The following is a 16,502-nucleotide window of genomic DNA, read 5'->3' on the forward strand; positions in this document are numbered from 1 at the left end:
ACCTTTCCTGCCAGCGGCAAGCGGTACTTCGCGAGTTGGCCGAGTCCGATGTTCCGGTATTCGGGCCTTGGTTTTTTCAATGCTTCAGCCACGTTAGACCCCTTCCCAATCTGATTGACGATTCGCGCGTCGTCGATACACGACACGGGCGGCACTCGTCCAGCCTGATCCGCCTCGAAAGCGCCCGGCGATGTAATTGGGGAAAAGTTTTTAGCCCGCGCACTGCGCGATAGCGGTATTTTGTCGCGCGATTGATATACTGTCCAATATCTATCTCGTCTTTCTGAAATATCTTTGACAGATATCGCATGGAACTGCGCCATATCCGTTACTTTCTGGCCGTAGCCGAGGAGCGCAACGTGACGCGCGCGGCGGAACGGCTCGGCATCGGCCAGCCACCGCTCAGCCAGCAGATTCATGCGCTGGAGGACGAACTCGGCGTGCGGCTCTTCCGGCGCACCGGCCACGGCGTCGTGCTGACCGAAGCCGGCGAGGCGTTCGCCATCGATGCCAAGCGCCTGATGAACGACGCACGCCTCGCCGTCGAAAAGGCGCAGAGTGCGGGGCGCGGCGAGATCGGCCAGCTCAATATCGGGTTCACGGGGTCGGCCGCGTTCAATCCGGTCGTGTCGAAGCTGATCCGCTCTTATCGGCAGGCTTATCCGAACGTCACACTCACGCTTACGGAAGGTAATACGGCGCAACTGCTCGCTCATCTCGACGCGGGCCGTGTCGATGTCGCCTTCGTTCGTCTCGGCAGCCAGTCGCCCGCGGGCGTGCAGATCAATCACATCGCGATCGAGCCGATGAAAATCGTGCTGCCCGCCACGCATAAGCTCGCGAAGAAACGCAAGGTGCCGCTCGCGGCGCTGGCGGATGATCCCTTCGTGATGCTGCCGCGCGAGGCGAGCCCGACCTTGCACGACGTCATCATCGGCGCTTGCCGTGAAGCGGGGTTCGAGCCGGTCCCCGGGCAGCAGGCGCCGCAGCTTTCGTCAGTCGTGAATCTGGTCGCGGCCGAATTCGGTGTCTCGCTGGTGCCGGCATCCGTCTGTCAGATTCAGGTCGACGGCGTCGCCTACACCGATGCGCTCGGCAGCGCGATCACGATCCGCCTCGCACTGGCCTCGCGCATCGACGCGACAGCCGCCAAGACCGCCAACTTTCTCGACATCGCGCGGCAGGTCGTTACGTCATCGACGTGACATTGTCATCAGAACAAGCGCGCATTGCATTCGACGCATTTTCGTCCAACACTTCAGTTCGCAAGAGAAGCGTCAAGAAGGCCCAATCCTTTGACATCGAGGAGCAAGGTCATGCGCGAAGAGGTAAAGCATCCGCTGCAATGCACGCCCGCGTGCCGCCGGGGTTTCCTCAGATCAGTTGCATCCGCAACTATCGCCGGGCTTGCCGGCCCGTCGCTTCTCATGACCTCGGCTCACGCCGATGCATTGACGCACGCGCAGCGCGACAGCATGACGCCCGAGCAGATCATCGCATTGATGAAGCAAGGCAACGAGCGGTTTCGGAGAGGCGAGCGCAAGGACCGGAATTATCTGCGCGAGCAAAAGGCCAGCGCGAAAGGACAGTATCCCGCGGCCGTGCTGCTCAGTTGCATCGACTCGCGCGCGCCCGCGGAAGTCATCATGGACCTGGGCATCGGGGATATCTTCAATTGCCGCATCGCCGGCAATATCGAAAACGACGATATCCTCGGCAGCATGGAGTTCGCGTGCAAGCTGATGGGCGCGAAAGTAGTGCTCGTCATGGGGCACACGTCGTGCGGGGCGATCAAAGGCGCGATCGCCAATGCCGAGCTGGGCCATCTCACGGGTCTGCTTGCGCGCATCAAGCCCGCTGTCGATGCAACGCAGTACGACGGCGAGCGCACGGCGACCAACTACGCGTTCGTCGATAAAGTGGCGCGCAAGAATGTCGAACTGACCATTGCACAGATTCGCCGCGATAGCGCCGTGCTCAGCGAGATGGAAAGCCAGCATGGAATCAAGATTGCCGGGGCGATGTATAACTTGAGCACGGGGGCGGTGGAGTTTTTCGGCTCTTAAACTTCGACACGCTCTCGAACGCCTTCCTTTTGCTTCACGACATCGCGCCGCGCCGTCCAATACTCCGTCCGCACGCCGATATCCTCGGAAACAAACGCCCCGCCGCGCGTCGACCGATAGTTCGCAAGCGCCTTATATACGAGGCGTTGCCCGATCAGCAAAATCGGCACATTGAGCAGCACCATCACGATGTTCATCAGATCGGACAGCGCCCAGAGGTTCGGCAACTCGAGGCCGGCAAGCACTGTGAGCGCACCGAACGGCACGAACACGAGCGAGCCCACGACGCGGATACCAGTGATGAAGCCGCGACTACGCGAGATGAAGTTCGCCGATATCTCCGCGAACGAGATCATGCCGAGCAACGTCGTAAACGCGAAAAGCCCGTAACACACGCACATCACGATCTTGACGACGTGAGCGACGGAAACCGGCACGAGCGTTTCGACCGATGCGAGATAGACCGTGATCTTCGATGCCCTCACCGATTCCCACGCTTGCCCATCGACGGTGCCGGTCCAGACGTGCGCCATCACCACGATGAACCCCGTCATCGTGCAGATGACCATCGTGTCGAAGAACACGCCGAGACTCTGCACGAAGCCCTGTTCACAGGGGTGATCGTTGTCGGCGATCGCGGCGGCCATCGTGATGGTGCCCTGGCCCGCTTCGTTCGACATCAACCCGCGCTTGACGCCCTGCGCGAGCGCGGTGCCGATCGCTCCGCCGAAGAGCGCATGCGGTGCGAATGCGCCGACGAACACCTCGTGAAAGAAGTACGGAATCAGCGGCAGATTGATCAGGATGATGACGAACGACATCAGGCAGAACAGCGTCGCCTTGATCGGGACGAGGAGATCGGTATAGGCGGTCACGCGGCGAATGCCGCCCATGATGATGAACGAGCACGCAGCGATCAGCACGACCGCGATGACGTAATACACCGTCGACTGACGTGCGAGATGCGTACCGGTGACAGTATCGGCGATGGTGCCGATCGCAGTGAACACGTTGAACGTTTGCGGCGGCACGTTGAAAAGCGCATAGACGATGAATACGAGCGAAAGAAACGTGCCGACGATGCGCCTGTCGCCGAGAATGCGCCGCCCATAGAACGGCAGGCCGCCGACGAACTCATCGTGCTTCTTCTCCTTGAAAAGCTGCGCGAGCGTCGATTCCATGAATGCAGTAGCCATGCCGAAGAATGCGGCCACCCACATCCAGAACAATGCACCCGGCCCGCCGACCGAAATCGCACCCGTGATGCCGACGATATTGCCCGGCCCCGCGCGCATCGCGAGTCCGAGCATGAACGACGCAAGCGCACTGACGCCGGTCTTCGACGACTGTCTGCGCAACATGATGCGCACGATCTTGCCGACGTTCATCGTCTGGATGAAGCGCGTGCGGATCGTGAAATGGATGCCCACGCCGACGAGCAAAAGAATCGCGAACGAGAACTGCCCGAGCACGGGAATTCGCGAATATGCCTTGAAATTGGTGGGGAAATCCCACAAGAAATCCGACACGGGTGCAATGAAGGCAAACAATGCATTCACGGATTGGAAGAGACTTTCCACGCGAGGCGTTCCTTTCGTGCTTCGACCTGCTTCAAACAGGGGTTCGGAATGTTGATAAACCAGCGATGTTCGAAGCTGGCGGACGTGCCGGCGCGGGCACGCAATCTTTTGAGGCAGCGATTATACGGTTCGGGGACCCACCTTCCTCTTGATGGCCGATGGCGAAGCCGGGAAACGGATCGCGCCGATAGGACAGTTAGTTGCGACGTTGCGTCGTGCTTATCTCATTCTTCTGTTGCAGAGCGTCTCAGAGAACACGAGGACCGGACGACTGCGAAGCCCTGCTCGCCTCGCTTGTCAGCTTCGGCAAACTGACGGACCATGGCAGCAACCACCTGGCAGGTCTGCTCCATGACGACCGGCGGCGAATGGTTCGGGATGTGGCGGTCGTAGCAATGGAACGGCCGGGAGAGCGCGTTTCGACTGCTTTACATTCAATTCAACGTCACCGCAGCCGCCGCCCCCACCGGCGAGCCTTCGATCGCCACCGACCTCTGCCCGTCGGGCCCGACCGGCACATCGCCGACGAGCGTCGTGCGATACAACTGGCGATCGAAGTCGAGATCGAAGATATCCGTGGGCGCGAGATGCGCGGTCGTGCGGTTGTCCCAGAACGCGATGCTGCCCGGCTCCCACTTGAAGCGCACCGTGAATTCCGGCCGCGTCACATGCTCCCAGAGCAATTCGAGCAACACCTGGCTTTCACGCGGCGCCAGTCCCGCGATGTGCTTGAGAAAGCCCGGGCTCACATACAGCGCGCGCTCGCCGGTCTCCGGATGCACGCGCACGAGCGGATGCTCGCTCACGAGCGTGTGGTCCGTCACGGCCTTCGTGAAAGCATCGGTGCCGCTCGCGCCTTGCGGCGGCGCAAAGCGATGCACGCCGCGCAAGCCATCGACGAAAGTACGCAGCGGCGCCGAGAGCTTCTCATATGCGATCACGAGATTGGTCCATTGCGTGTCGCCGCCATAGGGCGGAATCGTCACGCCACGCAGAATCGATGCAAACGGCGGATTCACCGCGGCCGTGACATCGGTGTGCCAGCCGGTCCAAGGGCGCAAGAGCGAAGGCCCTTCGAAGCGCGTCGCCTTGCGGAACTTCGAGATCGAATAGATCTCGGGGTGTCCATCGACATGCCCGAACACCGGATGCCCTACCGTAAGCTCGCCAAACTGCGCCGAGAATGCGATGTGCTGCTCATGACTCAAGAATTGCTCGCGAAAGAAAATCACGCGCCATTTGAGCAGCGCGGCGCGGATTCCATCGACCTGTGCGGAAGACAGCGGACGCGTGAGATCGACGCCGCCGATCTCCGCGCCGATGTGCGCCGAGAGCGGACTGACGGTCAATTCTGCTTCTTTCTCGATGGCAGCGGCATTCATTTCGAATTCCTTTGTACGTGGGATTCATTGACGAGGCACTCAACTGCCTTGCGCGTTCGCATCGTCGGCGAAAAAGTAATCGCGCCACGACTTCGGCTCATGACGAATCACGCCGACCTTGTGCAGGAACGCGCCCAGTTGCAGCGTGTTTTGCGGTGTCGTGGCGAAGCTCGCTTCCTTGTCGCTCAAAATGCCTTCGACGAACGCGGGCGATAGCTTCGACCCGTCCTGACGAATGTAAATGGCCGCCGCCTGCGCCTTGTCCCTGTCGACGAGTTTCGCCGCATCGTCGAGCGCCGCGCGCACGGCCGCATACGTCTTCGGATTGTCCTTGCGCCACGCGCCGGAGGTGACGACGACACTGCCCGTAGAAGGACCGCCGAGAATGTCGGTGGAACTCGTCACCTTGTGAATCTTCGGATCTTCGAGCTCCTGATATTGATACGGCGCATTGGAGAAATGCAGATTGACGACCGAGTTGCCCGATAACATTGCGGTCGTCGCATCGGCGTGCGGCATGTTGACCTCGAAGCGATCCAGACGCGCATAGTCGGCATCGCCGAAAGCCTTGGCCGATGCCATCTGAAGAAGCCGCCCCTGCTGCGACACGGCGGCGGACACCACCGCGATGCGATCCTTCTCGCCGATATCCCGAATGCTGCGAATGCGCGGATCGTTCGTCACGAGATATACCGGCACCGCGCTTTGCGCAGCCATGGCGCGAAAGTCCTGCCGCCCGCGCGTGCGGTCCCAGATCGTCATCAAAGGCCCGATGCCGATGGTCGCAATATCCGCCGCGCCCGACAGCAACGCCTCGTTCACGGCCGCGCCGCCCGAGAGCGTGCTCCATTGCACGTCGATAGCGAGTCCCGCGCGCGCGCCTGCTTTCTCGATGAGCTTCTGATCCTTCGCTACTTTCAGCAGCAACGAGCCGATGCCATATTGATCGACGATCTTCACGTTCCCTTCGGCGTGCGCGCGATGAATCGGCAAGGCGAGCATTGCCATCGACGCGAACACGGCGAAGAGACGCTGCAATGAAAATGTCGTCATGCGGGATATCGTGGAAGAGCGGCGAGCGATCAATGTACTCGCCGCTTAATCGCACGCGAACGAAGAAATCCCGATACGGATAGCTTCGTTCGCGATAAGCGCCAGGGCGGCGCTTAACGACAATTCGATGCAGCGCGCCCTCCGGAAGGCGCGGTGCGGTGAAGCGTGCTTACCAGTGATAGTTCATGCCGGCGAACACCTGACGCCCGTAGCCGAACGCGCACCAGCTGCCGTAGTAGCACGATGCGACATATTCCTTGTTGAAGAGGTTCTGCGCGTTCACGTAAAGCTCCGCACCCTTCAACTGCGATGCGGCGCGTCCGAGGTCGTAGCGCAGCGTGGCATCGACGAGGAAGAAGCTCGACACCTTGAAGCTGTTGTCGCTGCTGTACGTCGTGCCGGTATAGCGTCCGCCCGCGCCCATCGAGAGACCGGCGAGCGGTCCGCGATTGATCGTGTAATAGCCCCACAAAGAGGCCTGATTCTGCGGAATAGCAGGAAGGAACTTCCCTTCGAGTCCGCTGTTGTCCTTCGTGTACTTCGTGTTGAGATATGTGTAGCTCGCGGTGACGTTCAATGAATCAGTGAGGCTCGCCTTCGCTTCGAGTTCGACGCCGAGCGATCTCGCCTCACCGACCGCCGACTGGAAGGCCGGGTTGTCCGCGTTGACGGTCAACAGGTTCTTGCGCGTCAGATCGAACAGCGCAGCCGAAAAGAACGCGTTATAGCCCTTCGGCTGGAACTTCACGCCGAGCTCGTATTGACGCCCGCGCTCGGGCGAAAACTGATTGCCGCTGATGTCCACGCCCGCTTGCGGCGTGAACGATTCGGTATAGCTGAAGTACGGCGCGATCCCGCTGTCGAACACGTACGTCAGACCGCCGCGGAACGTGAACGCGCGATCGAACTGATGCGACACGATGCCGTAAGTCGTGTTGTTCGAATCGCTGCTGGCCCAGTCCTCGCGTCCGCCGAGCGTGAGGATCACGTTGCCCCAGCGCGCCTGATCCTGCGCATAAACGCCATACTGCGTGCCGCTCAGCACCTGGTGATAGCGGTCAGGCGGCGTGATCGCCTGGTTGTAGTTCGGGGCGAACATGTCGAGCGTCGGTGCCGTGCCGAAGCCCGCGTCGAAGTTGCTCGCGTAGTGCTGATAGTCGAATCCGAACAGCACCGTATGATCGATCTGACCGGTCGAGAAATTGCCTTCGAGCTGATTGTCGAGCGAGACCGTATTCAGGTTGTCCTTCGAAGCCGCCGTGCCGCGATCGAGCGTGCGCAGGTCGTCTTCGAGCATGCTCGCATAGACGCTCTTGTAGTCCTGCGCGAGATGCAGCAAGCGGCCGTTCGAACGGAACGTCCACGCGTTGTTGAGCTTGCGGTCGAACCTGTAGCCGATCGCTTCTTCCACGCGATTGAAGCTCTCGAAATTGTGATCGCCGTCGTAGAAGTCGCTCGGCAGCTTGCCGTTCGGGTTGTAGAGGACCGTGCCTTGCGGCGGCACGCTGCCGTACGACGTGCTGCGCGGATCATGCTGGTACAGACCGTACAGCGTGAGCGAAGTCTTGTTGTCCGGGCGCCATGTGAACGACGGCGCAATCGCGATGCGCTTGTTGTAGGTCGACTGCACCTGCCCGTCTTCCGAGCGCGCGATGCCGGTGATGCGATACAGATAGCGGTCATCGCCCGCGATCGGGCCGGAGAAATCGAACTTGGCCTGCTTGTGCGCGTAGTTGCCGAATTCGATGCCCACTTCGTGCAGCGGCACGACCGTCGGCATCTTGCTTTCCTGATCGAGCAGGCCGCCCGCCGCCGCCTGGCCGTAGAGCACGGACACGGGACCCTTGAGCACTTCGATGCGTTCCATCATGTACGGGTCGATCTGCGGCACCGCGTACCACGCGTTATCGAGCAGCTTGAGGCCGTTCCAGTACTTGTCCGCATCGAAGCCGCGCACCTTCAGCATGTCATAGCGCGTCGCGATGCCGCCGCGCGTTTCAGGCGTTACGCCCGAGACATAGCGCACGGCCGCGTTGAGCGTCTGCGCGTTCTGCTGATCCATCTGCTCGCGCGTGACGACGGAGACGGACTGCGGCGTTTCGAGCAGAGACGGCGTGCCCTTCATCGCCGCCGACTCCTTCGCGACATAGCCTTTCGTCGGACCATACGGCTGGTCGACTGTTTGCGCGGTGACCTTTACCGCCGGCAGCGTGCTTTCTTCAGGCGCGGACGAAGCCGGCTCCGTCGACTGTGCATAGGCGAGCGGCGCCGCCGCGAACAGCAGCAGCGCCGCCACTTTCAGGGGCCGCATCGCGACCGGGCTCGTCTTACCAGATTTCATGCTCATTTTTCGTCGATACCGTTGCGTGTGTGAATGCGAATCGTTATTATTTGCGGCCGCATTGTCACCGAACGTTTTGTATTTGTAAAGAACTCATTCGAGCGTTTTTGTCGGGAGACAACGCGATCGGCGGAACGTATTCTGAAATTTTTGGGGTGCGAGTGGCTTTCAGCGCACAGCCGCTACCATGAATGCGCGGCCGTTGCCGCGATCACGCACATGCGAGGTCACGCCCATGAACCTTTCCCTCTCTTGCGCCGGCACCTACGTGCTCGGCCATTCGGATCCGGAAGTGCAGCGCCTCGAAAATCAGGCGCGTTTCGTCGCCGATCTGACTGAAGATGTCCTGCGCCGCGCGGGCCTCGCGTCCGGCATGCGCGTGCTCGACCTGGGCTGCGGCGCGGGCGATGTCTCGTTTCTGGCGGCATCGCTCGTGGGGCCGAACGGGTCGGTGCTCGGCATCGATCAGGCGCCCGGCGTGATCGGAAAAGCGCGCGAACGGGCGCGGCACGCGGACCTCGATAACGTGCGCTTCGACGTCGCGAGCGTGGCGGATTTCGATCTTGCGGAGCCCGTCGACGCCATCGTCGGCCGTCTCATCCTGCTGCATCTGCCCGATCCCGCCGCGACCTTGCGCCGCCTCGCCGAGCGTGCAGGCGCGGGCACGCTCTTCGTCTTCCACGAGATGGACATGAGCACCGCGCGCTCGATGCCCGAATCGCCGCTATGCGCGCAAGGCTTGCACTGGATCGTGGAGACGTTTCGACGGGCGGGCGTCGAGACCGACATGGGATCGAAGCTCTATTCGACGTTTCGTCGCGCCGGCCTCCCCGGGCCGCAGATGCTGCTTTCGGCGCGCGTCGAAGGCGGTCCCGACTCGTTCGCGTATGAGTATCTGGCCGAGGTTATGCGCACGCTGTTGCCGCTTGCCGAGCGCTTCGGCATTGCAAGCGCGGATGCGGTCGGTATCGACACGCTGGCCGCGCGTCTGCGCGATGAAATCGTCGCGCTCGATGGCGTCATGCAGCCGCCGGCTTTCATCGGCGCGTGGACGCGCGTGGCTTAGCCCGCGGCTTTCTTCGTCGATTTCGATTGATTGAATTCGATCGCCGCGCGCACGAGATTTTTCAACGCACGCGCGTTGATCTTGTCGCCCTCGAAGAAATCGATCGCACGCCGCGCATTGCCTTCGAGACCCGCGTTGAAGAGCTTGTCGGGATCGGGAAGGCTCGCGCCGTTGGCGAACGTGAGCTTCACTTTGCCTTTATGTGCGTTAGCCACCGCGATCATGCCGTCGCGATACCACACCGGGCTGCCCATGTACTTCCACTCCTCGACGATCCCGCCATCCACCGCGAGAATGATCTTGCGCACATTGGCGAATGTCTCGCCGCGCCAGTCGGTGATGCCGGCAATCAGCGCGTCGATTCGTTCCGATGGATTCATGCGTGTCTCCGTGATTCTGCGTTCAAGTTATGGTTCTATCTCGGCGCCGATCATTCCAAGGTAGCGCCGTCAGCGTATGAGGCCCGGACTGCCGATCGTAATCTGCAACCGTTGAGCCTGATCGAGATGAAAGATGAACGACGGACGCGAGCGGATCAGGAGCGTGCGCACCTCCGCGCTGCGCGCCATGCGGATATAGCCATCTACGGTATTGACGAGCTTTTGCAGAAACGCCACTTCGCGATCGAGATACGCTTCATCGAAATCGTAAGTGCTCGTCTGGTCGAGATCCGCGATGTCGTCGATGCTTTGCTTCGTCAAAGCGTCGCTCGTCGCGCTGCGTTGCGGCTGCGTGCCGTATCGTTGCATCAGCGTGGCGATCTCCTGATTGACCTGCGCATGCTCGGACACGATCCGCTTCGCGAAGACCTGCAGGCTATTGGAACGCGTCCTGCGCAAGGCCAGACTGGCCGCAGCGATCTCCGCCTGATTCGCGACGAAAATGACGCCGAGCATTTGCTCATCGGAAAGCGGCTGCTCCTGCGCTTTTACGCAGACGGTCCACGTCAGCAGCAGCATCAACAGCGCCGCGATGCGTTTGCCGTTCATCGGAGCCTCCGGGTTATATCGACACCGATGACTCTACCTTGAAAAGCGCGCGTGTCCGTCCGTCGCTTGAAAGCCTTGCCGCAGCGCGAGACGGCATGAGCCTGCTTCACACCGTCAGCGTATTGCGGCCCGCGAGTTTCGCACGATACAGCGCGACGTCCGCGCGTTGCAGCGCTTCCTGAAAGCCCGCATCGTTCGCACCGATCTGCGATACGCCGATGCTCGTCGTCCATTCCGGCATGCCTTCGGTGTATTTGCGACACGCAGCGTGGATCTGGTTCGCGCAGGCCTGCGCACCCGATGCGCGCGATGCCGGCACGATCGCGACGAACTCGTCGCCGCCGAGCCGCCCGAACTCGCCGCCCAGCGACGCGACTTCCGCGCCCGCCAGCCGTGCCAGTTCGATCAGCACGTTGTCGCCCGCAAGGTGACCATGCCGGTCGTTGATCTGCTTGAAATGATCGAGGTCGATGGCGAGCACCGTCGCACCGGGCGCGGCAAGGCGCTTCGCGTGGGCATCGAATCCGGCGCGGTTCCAGACGCCCGTCAGCGGATCGCGCAACGCGGCGTCGCGCAGGCGTTGCTGCGCGCGTTCGGCGGGAATCGCCAGCAGGCCGAGATTGAGCACGCCGAGGAGCAACTGGTCCGAGAGCATCGGAATCAGCGCGAGGTAATTGATGCCCGGTCCCGACCACGCATAAGCGGCGAGCGTCACTGCATAACCTGGCAGGTAGCCAAGCATCGCGAGACCGGCAATGCGGCGCGCGCGGCTCTCCTCGCGCCGCCCGCTCGACCAGAGGATGAGGCCGGTAGTCGCCGCCGAAATCGCGACGCTGATCGTGTCGGCCGCATGCGTCAGCATCGACGCTGCCGGACCATGACCGCCGATCCATCCCGGCAGGACATGCGCCGCGAAGCAGCCGAGGATCGGTGCGAGCATCCACGCGCGAAACGGCGGCTTGCCGTCGAAAGCGCGCAAGCCTGAAATGATCAGCATGTTGGTCGCCGCGAGTGCGCCCAGCAGCAGGCCGATCACAGCCGCATTGCCGCGGGCGGGCTCGAAACCGGTCAGCACGGCCGCGTAGAGGAACGAGCTCGCCGACCAGTGCACGAACTGCGGTTCGACTTTGCGGCCGAAGCGCACCAGCGCGAAGACAAGTCCGAACGCCGTGCTCGCAAGCACGCTGCAAAGGCGCAGTGTTTCTGTATCAGGTGTGTGGAACATGGAATAGCCCGCCACGTGCGATTGGCCGGGACATCGGGCGTCATGGACGGCAGACCGCGCATCGCGACAAAACGGCCGAATCATAGCTTTCGCCTTCGACCGCTGCGAACACGGCACTGTCGAATCAACGGCACGCGCTCAGCAAACTTTAGTGCCGCGCGGCGCTTGCGGCATAAGCCTTGCTCGCCGGATAACGTTTCCGCATCGCCATCACAGCAAGGAGACGCACATATGAAACTGTATTACGCACCCGGCGCATGTAGTCTCGCCGATCACATTGCGATGCATGAAGCAGGCCTGAATTTCGACCGCGTGAAGGTCGACCTCAAGGCGAAGGTCACCGAGGACGGCACGCCGTTCGCCGAAATCAATCCGAAGGGTTACGTGCCCGTTGTCGAGTTCGACGACGGCAAGCGACTCACCGAGAACGTCGCGATTCTATGGTGGATCGCGCAGGAAGCCCCATCGCTCGCGCCTTCCGGCGACGACGGCGCACTGCGCCTCGTGGAAACGCTCGCGTTCATTTCGACGGAGATCCACAAGCAATTCGCCCGCGTGTTCCGGCCGTCGTCCGATGCGGAAGCCACTGCCGCACGCGAGAAAATCGCGCAACGCTTCGCCCTCGTCGCGAAGACGATGCGTGGCGAGTATCTCTTCGGCGACAAGGTGAGCGTCGCAGATGCCTATCTTTTCACGATGCTTACGTGGGCGCAGAAGATGAGCGTGGAACTGCCTCCCGAACTCCAGGCGTTCTACAAGCGCATGCGCGAGCGCCCGGCCGTGAAGCTCGCGTTCGAGCACGAAGGGCTCGAATGATCTATCGCGCATGATGCATTGCGAAAACGCGCGCGTCATGCGGGCGGGTCCGGCCTTTGCTAAACGAAGTGAGGGCGCGCATCGCGCGCCATCTCAATCTCGGAGGCCATCATGGAGCCAGGCAAGCCTGTGCCGCACGCCACCGCCGACGACATGGACGAACCCGTAGGCCGCGACGATTCGCCGCCGACGTCCTCGCAAGATACGAAGCAGCGTCAACTCGACGAACGCGAAAAGCGCACGCATGAAGCATCGGAAAACGAGTTGCCGTCGACGCAGGAGAAGAACCCGGTCCCGCCCGACTCCCACAAGCCGTGATTCCATGGCAAGCCGTCGTAATGGCAGCGCTGATGGGCGTGATCGTCTGCTACACGCACTATGAGATTCCAAGCTTCACACGCGCTCAGGCGAAGCGCCGTACGGCGCATCTCGTGCTGATCGTGGTGTCGCTTGCGTTTGGCGCGATGGGTGCTTACACGCTTGAGTTGCCGATGCCGTCATGGCTCGTGTTCGCGCTCGGCTTCGGCACGGTGCACGTGCCCGCGGCCGCAATCCTCGCACTCAAGCGTGCGCGCGGCGCGGGGATGTCCTGAACGCCGGTTACTCAACGAGAGGTCACATCATGTCTACCGAGACTTACGTTCGCAACGGGCATCGCGTCGAGATCACCATCGACCACGATCCGACTGGGCAGTTCACCTGGTCCTATACCATCGATGCAGACGGCTACACGGAAATGCGCGATCGTCCGCTGGAGAGTCCCGATGCGGCGATGGAAGCGGCCAAAAATCACGCAAATGCGAAGGCCGACATGCTGCCGGCCGGCGACGACGCGCAATGACGCTCATGCAATGACGCTCATGCGTCACAGTACGACCTGAACGCCGCTTTCGACGACATTCTCACTTCGAGGTCCATAGTATTGCGCGCTGGCATCCGTGGAGCCGGCGGCAATCGGCATTCCGCTCAAGAGATTCGAAGGCTATCGCGCGCTTCCTTTCAATAACATTCGCGATCCGATTTACAGTCGCGCGTAATTGACGGTAAGCGTTGCTTACACATGCTCACGTCATTTTTCCACTTCGTTGCGTACAGTCCGGGCATCGAGAAACGTCCCTTCGCAACCTTCAAGAGGAAAAACATGAAGAAGAATCGAATCGTCGCCGCGCTGCTTTGCGCGACCATCGGACTGACGACGGGTGCGGTATTCGCGCAGCCCGCGCCGGGCGGCCCGGACGGCCATCACGAAATGAATCGCGGTCCCGTTGGCCCGGGCGCGCCCGGCCACGGCCCCGACATGAACGGCCGCAATGGATACGAGCACGACGCCCCGCGTGCGCCCGAGCATGCGAACAACGAGCCGCGCCATTCGGAGTGGCGCAAGGGCGAGCGCCTCTCGTCGGATTACCGCAATCACCAGTATGTCGTAGACGACTGGCACGGCCACGGCCTGCGCCAGCCTCCGCGCGGCTATCAATGGGTCGGCGTCGGTGCGGATTATTTGCTGGTCGCGGTTGCGTCGGGCGTCATCGCGCAGATCGTGATGTCGCAATAAGCTGCGCGCTCAAACCCTCGTTTTCCGAGGCATGAAACGCAAATTGCCCGCCTGTTCAGGCGGGCAATTTGCGTTCAACGACATGCAATCGAAGCGCACGTCCAAGGACTGCGTCACGGTTGAGAATCCGGCAATCAAGCCTTGCCGCGAATAGTATCAGTCGCGTCGCGCTGCTCATTCGGCCTCTCCGGCCTGTCCGGCGCCGTGACCGCCTGATCGAAAATGAAGCCCATCGCGATATGCTCGGTGTTCGAGGAGCCGCATGCGGGGCACCTGTCGTCTTCGAGAGCATCGTCGGAGTAAATGAGCTTGTTGCATGCCACACAGCGGATCAGCATCTTTACTCCCGAGTCGAGTGAAAGGTATCTCATTTATATGCCAAAACATGCGCACCGCCAATTGCTCTTTACACGTACCTGCCGAGCGTCGTATCCACTACATTCATCGATGCCGTAGCAAGCGTCGAGCCTACACCTGACCAATTGCGCGGCATGCGCCTTGCGCGCAACCGCACGCGTATGACGCCGCATTGCGTGGCAAGTGACGCAAACGCGTTCACTCCTTTCGATTCTGCTAATCGGAGACGTTCATCATGTCTACGACCGTGGGCGATTTCCTGGTCGACCGCCTGCATGCCTGGGGCGTGCGCCGCATTTACGGCTATCCCGGCGACGGCATCAATGGTGTATTCGGCGCACTCAATCGCGCGAACGGCAAAATCGAGTTCATTCAGGCACGGCACGAAGAAATGGCGGCCTTCATGGCCTGCGCGCACGCAAAGTTCACCGGCGAGTTAGGCGTGTGTATCGCGACATCCGGGCCGGGCGCATCGCATCTCGTCACGGGTCTCTACGATGCGCGCCTCGACCACATGCCAGTCCTCGCGATCGCGGGCCAGCAAGCGCGCGCGGCGCTGGGCGGCCACTATCAGCAGGAAGTCGATCTCTCCGCCCTGTTCAAGGACGTGGCAGGCGCCTTCGTGCAGCAGGCGAGCGTGCCGTCGCAGATTCGCCACCTCGTCGATCGCGCGGTGCGTATCGCGATATCGGAGCGCAAGGTGACGGCGCTCATTTTGCCCAACGATTTGCAGGACCTCGAATACGAGTCGCCGGGCCGCAAGCACGGCACGCTGCATTCGGGCGTCGGCTATAGCGCGCCGAAGGTCGTGCCTTACAGCGACGATCTGCAACGCGCCGCCGACGTTCTCAACGCGGGCAAGAAGGTCGCGATTCTGGTCGGCGCGGGCGCATTGCAGGCGACCGACGAAGTCATCGCCATCGCGGAGAAGCTCGGCGCGGGCGTCGCCAAGGCGTTGCTCGGCAAAGCCGCATTGCCCGACGATCTGCCCTTCGTCACGGGCTCGATTGGCCTGCTCGGCACCGAGCCGAGCTACAAGATGATGACCGGATGCGACACGCTGCTCATGATCGGCTCGGGCTTTCCCTACGCCGAATTCCTGCCAAAGGAAGGCGCCGCGCGCGGCGTGCAGATCGACATCAAGGCGGACATGCTTTCCATCCGCTATCCGATGGAAGTGAATCTCGTTGGCGACAGCGCCGAGACCTTGCGCGCGCTCTTGCCCTTGCTGCAAGAAAAAACGGACCTCGCCTGGCGCAAGGATATCGAAGGCTGGATTAAAGACTGGTGGAAAACGCTCGAGAAACGCGCCATAGCACCCGCGAAAGGCGGCGTGAATCCCCAGCGCACCGTATGGGAGTTGTCGCCGCGCGTGCCTGCGAACGCGATCGTCACGAGCGATTCGGGCTCGGTCGCGAACTGGTATGCGCGCGATCTGAAGGTGAAGCGCGGCATGATGTGCTCGCTTTCGGGCGGCCTTGCTTCGATGGGCGCAGCCGTGCCCTACGCGATCGCAGCGAAGTTTGCATATCCCGAGCGGCCCGTAATTGCACTAGTGGGCGATGGCGCGATGCAGATGAGCAACATGGCCGAACTCATTACGGTCGCGAAATACTGGAAGCAGTGGGCGAACCCGCGCTGGATCTGCATGGTCCTCAATAACGAGGACCTGAATCAGGTGACGTGGGAGCAGCGCGTGATGGAAGGCGATCCGAAGTTCGAGGCGTCGCAGAGCATTCCGTCGGTGCCTTATCACAAGTTCGCGGAAATGATCGGCCTGAAGGGCTTTTATGTCGACGATGCCGAGCGCATGGCCGCCGTATGGGACGAAGCGCTGGCAGCGGATCGTCCTGTCGTGATCGAGGTCAAGGCCGATCCGAACGTGCCGCCGTTGCCGCCGCATATCACGTTGCAGCAGGCGAAGGCTTTCGCGACCACGCTCATGAAGGGCGATCCGAGCCAGAGTCACGTGATCGTCGATACGGCGAAGCAGGTGCTCGGCGCGGTTCTGCCGGGTCACAAGGACAAGTAACACGCAAACGGCATGGCCCGCAGCGATGCGGCTGCGGGCC

General features: G+C 61.5%; 18 protein-coding genes and 1 pseudogene. 10 read left to right on the top strand and 9 right to left on the bottom strand.

Going from position 1 to position 16,502, the window contains the following annotated elements:
• Nucleotides 1–92: pseudogene (locus NCS58_RS28080) on the bottom strand (succinate dehydrogenase, cytochrome b556 subunit); the annotation flags it as partial.
• A gap of 216 nt (nucleotides 93–308) precedes the next feature.
• Here NCS58_RS28080 and NCS58_RS28085 point away from each other — a divergent pair.
• Together NCS58_RS28085 and NCS58_RS28090 are read left to right on the top strand one after the other, a co-directional pair.
• Nucleotides 309–1,205, top strand: coding sequence for a LysR family transcriptional regulator (locus NCS58_RS28085; RefSeq protein WP_061119439.1), 897 nt, complete (start codon nucleotides 309–311; stop codon nucleotides 1,203–1,205).
• Nucleotides 1,206–1,316: 111 nt separating this feature from the next.
• Nucleotides 1,317–2,066, top strand: coding sequence for a carbonic anhydrase family protein (locus tag NCS58_RS28090; protein ID WP_061119440.1), 750 nt, complete (start codon nucleotides 1,317–1,319; stop codon nucleotides 2,064–2,066).
• Here the strand turns inward: NCS58_RS28090 and NCS58_RS28095 are convergent.
• Nucleotides 2,063–3,646: a sodium:alanine symporter family protein gene (locus tag NCS58_RS28095; RefSeq protein ID WP_061119441.1), complete on the bottom strand. Its 1,584-nt coding sequence runs from the start codon at nucleotides 3,644–3,646 to the stop codon at nucleotides 2,063–2,065. The genes NCS58_RS28090 and NCS58_RS28095 overlap by 4 nt on opposite strands.
• Nucleotides 3,647–3,967: 321 nt before the next feature.
• On the opposite strand from NCS58_RS28095, the gene NCS58_RS28100 reads away from it, so the two are divergent.
• Complete coding sequence (locus NCS58_RS28100; protein WP_143756368.1) at nucleotides 3,968–4,039, top strand: DUF2165 family protein; 72 nt, start codon at nucleotides 3,968–3,970, stop codon at nucleotides 4,037–4,039.
• Between the two features lie 41 nt (nucleotides 4,040–4,080).
• Here the strand turns inward: NCS58_RS28100 and NCS58_RS28105 are convergent, their stop codons facing one another.
• The 3 genes from NCS58_RS28105 to NCS58_RS28115 form a co-directional block, all read right to left on the bottom strand.
• The gene (locus NCS58_RS28105) at nucleotides 4,081–5,028 is read right to left on the bottom strand and encodes a TauD/TfdA family dioxygenase (RefSeq protein WP_061119442.1); all 948 of its coding nucleotides are present in this window, start codon (nucleotides 5,026–5,028) and stop codon (nucleotides 4,081–4,083) included.
• Nucleotides 5,029–5,067: 39 nt separating this feature from the next.
• Nucleotides 5,068–6,081: an ABC transporter substrate-binding protein gene (locus tag NCS58_RS28110; RefSeq protein WP_061119443.1), complete on the bottom strand. Its 1,014-nt coding sequence runs from the start codon at nucleotides 6,079–6,081 to the stop codon at nucleotides 5,068–5,070.
• 169 nt (nucleotides 6,082–6,250) lie between these two features.
• Complete coding sequence (locus NCS58_RS28115; RefSeq protein ID WP_250478045.1) at nucleotides 6,251–8,422, bottom strand: TonB-dependent siderophore receptor; 2,172 nt, start codon at nucleotides 8,420–8,422, stop codon at nucleotides 6,251–6,253.
• Between the two features lie 235 nt (nucleotides 8,423–8,657).
• On the opposite strand from NCS58_RS28115, the gene NCS58_RS28120 reads away from it, so the two are divergent.
• Nucleotides 8,658–9,488: a class I SAM-dependent methyltransferase gene (locus NCS58_RS28120; protein WP_250478046.1), complete on the top strand. Its 831-nt coding sequence runs from the start codon at nucleotides 8,658–8,660 to the stop codon at nucleotides 9,486–9,488.
• On the opposite strand, the gene NCS58_RS28125 is transcribed toward NCS58_RS28120, so the two are convergent.
• The 3 genes from NCS58_RS28125 to NCS58_RS28135 form a co-directional block, all read right to left on the bottom strand.
• The gene (locus tag NCS58_RS28125; RefSeq protein WP_061119446.1) at nucleotides 9,485–9,868 is read right to left on the bottom strand and encodes a DUF1801 domain-containing protein; all 384 of its coding nucleotides are present in this window, start codon (nucleotides 9,866–9,868) and stop codon (nucleotides 9,485–9,487) included. The two genes, NCS58_RS28120 and NCS58_RS28125, sit on opposite strands and share 4 nt — an antisense overlap.
• Before the next feature lie 69 nt (nucleotides 9,869–9,937).
• The gene (locus tag NCS58_RS28130; RefSeq protein ID WP_061119447.1) at nucleotides 9,938–10,477 is read right to left on the bottom strand and encodes a DUF4142 domain-containing protein; all 540 of its coding nucleotides are present in this window, start codon (nucleotides 10,475–10,477) and stop codon (nucleotides 9,938–9,940) included.
• 106 nt (nucleotides 10,478–10,583) lie between these two features.
• Nucleotides 10,584–11,702 carry a diguanylate cyclase gene (locus tag NCS58_RS28135; RefSeq protein ID WP_250490776.1) on the bottom strand — a complete coding sequence of 373 codons (1,119 nt, stop codon included), beginning with the start codon at nucleotides 11,700–11,702 and terminating at the stop codon, nucleotides 10,584–10,586.
• Nucleotides 11,703–11,933: 231 nt separating this feature from the next.
• Here NCS58_RS28135 and NCS58_RS28140 point away from each other — a divergent pair, with 231 nt between their 5' ends.
• The 5 genes from NCS58_RS28140 (at nucleotide 11,934) to NCS58_RS28160 (ending at nucleotide 14,073) form a co-directional block, all read left to right on the top strand.
• Nucleotides 11,934–12,518, top strand: a complete 585-nt coding sequence (locus tag NCS58_RS28140; RefSeq protein ID WP_061119449.1) for a glutathione binding-like protein — start codon at nucleotides 11,934–11,936, stop codon at nucleotides 12,516–12,518.
• Nucleotides 12,519–12,629: 111 nt separating this feature from the next.
• The gene (locus NCS58_RS28145) at nucleotides 12,630–12,836 is read left to right on the top strand and encodes a hypothetical protein (RefSeq protein ID WP_061119450.1); all 207 of its coding nucleotides are present in this window, start codon (nucleotides 12,630–12,632) and stop codon (nucleotides 12,834–12,836) included.
• A gap of 20 nt (nucleotides 12,837–12,856) precedes the next feature.
• Nucleotides 12,857–13,111, top strand: a complete 255-nt coding sequence (locus NCS58_RS28150) for a hypothetical protein (RefSeq protein WP_061119451.1) — start codon at nucleotides 12,857–12,859, stop codon at nucleotides 13,109–13,111.
• A 29-nt stretch (nucleotides 13,112–13,140) separates the two neighbouring features.
• Nucleotides 13,141–13,359, top strand: a complete 219-nt coding sequence (locus tag NCS58_RS28155; RefSeq protein ID WP_061119452.1) for a hypothetical protein — start codon at nucleotides 13,141–13,143, stop codon at nucleotides 13,357–13,359.
• A gap of 300 nt (nucleotides 13,360–13,659) precedes the next feature.
• A complete protein-coding gene (locus tag NCS58_RS28160; RefSeq protein WP_250478048.1) occupies nucleotides 13,660–14,073 on the top strand; it encodes an RcnB family protein in 414 nt (137 codons plus the stop codon).
• A gap of 134 nt (nucleotides 14,074–14,207) precedes the next feature.
• Here the strand turns inward: NCS58_RS28160 and NCS58_RS28165 are convergent, their stop codons facing one another.
• Nucleotides 14,208–14,411 carry a hypothetical protein gene (locus NCS58_RS28165; RefSeq protein ID WP_061119453.1) on the bottom strand — a complete coding sequence of 68 codons (204 nt, stop codon included), beginning with the start codon at nucleotides 14,409–14,411 and terminating at the stop codon, nucleotides 14,208–14,210.
• A gap of 254 nt (nucleotides 14,412–14,665) precedes the next feature.
• Between NCS58_RS28165 and NCS58_RS28170 the strand changes: the two genes are divergently transcribed.
• Nucleotides 14,666–16,462, top strand: a complete 1,797-nt coding sequence (locus NCS58_RS28170; protein ID WP_061119454.1) for a thiamine pyrophosphate-requiring protein — start codon at nucleotides 14,666–14,668, stop codon at nucleotides 16,460–16,462.
• The last annotated feature ends 40 nt before the right edge of the window (nucleotides 16,463–16,502 follow it).

Source organism: Caballeronia sp. INML3B, assembly GCF_023631305.1.
In the GTDB taxonomy this organism is placed as follows: domain Bacteria; phylum Pseudomonadota; class Gammaproteobacteria; order Burkholderiales; family Burkholderiaceae; genus Caballeronia; species Caballeronia turbans.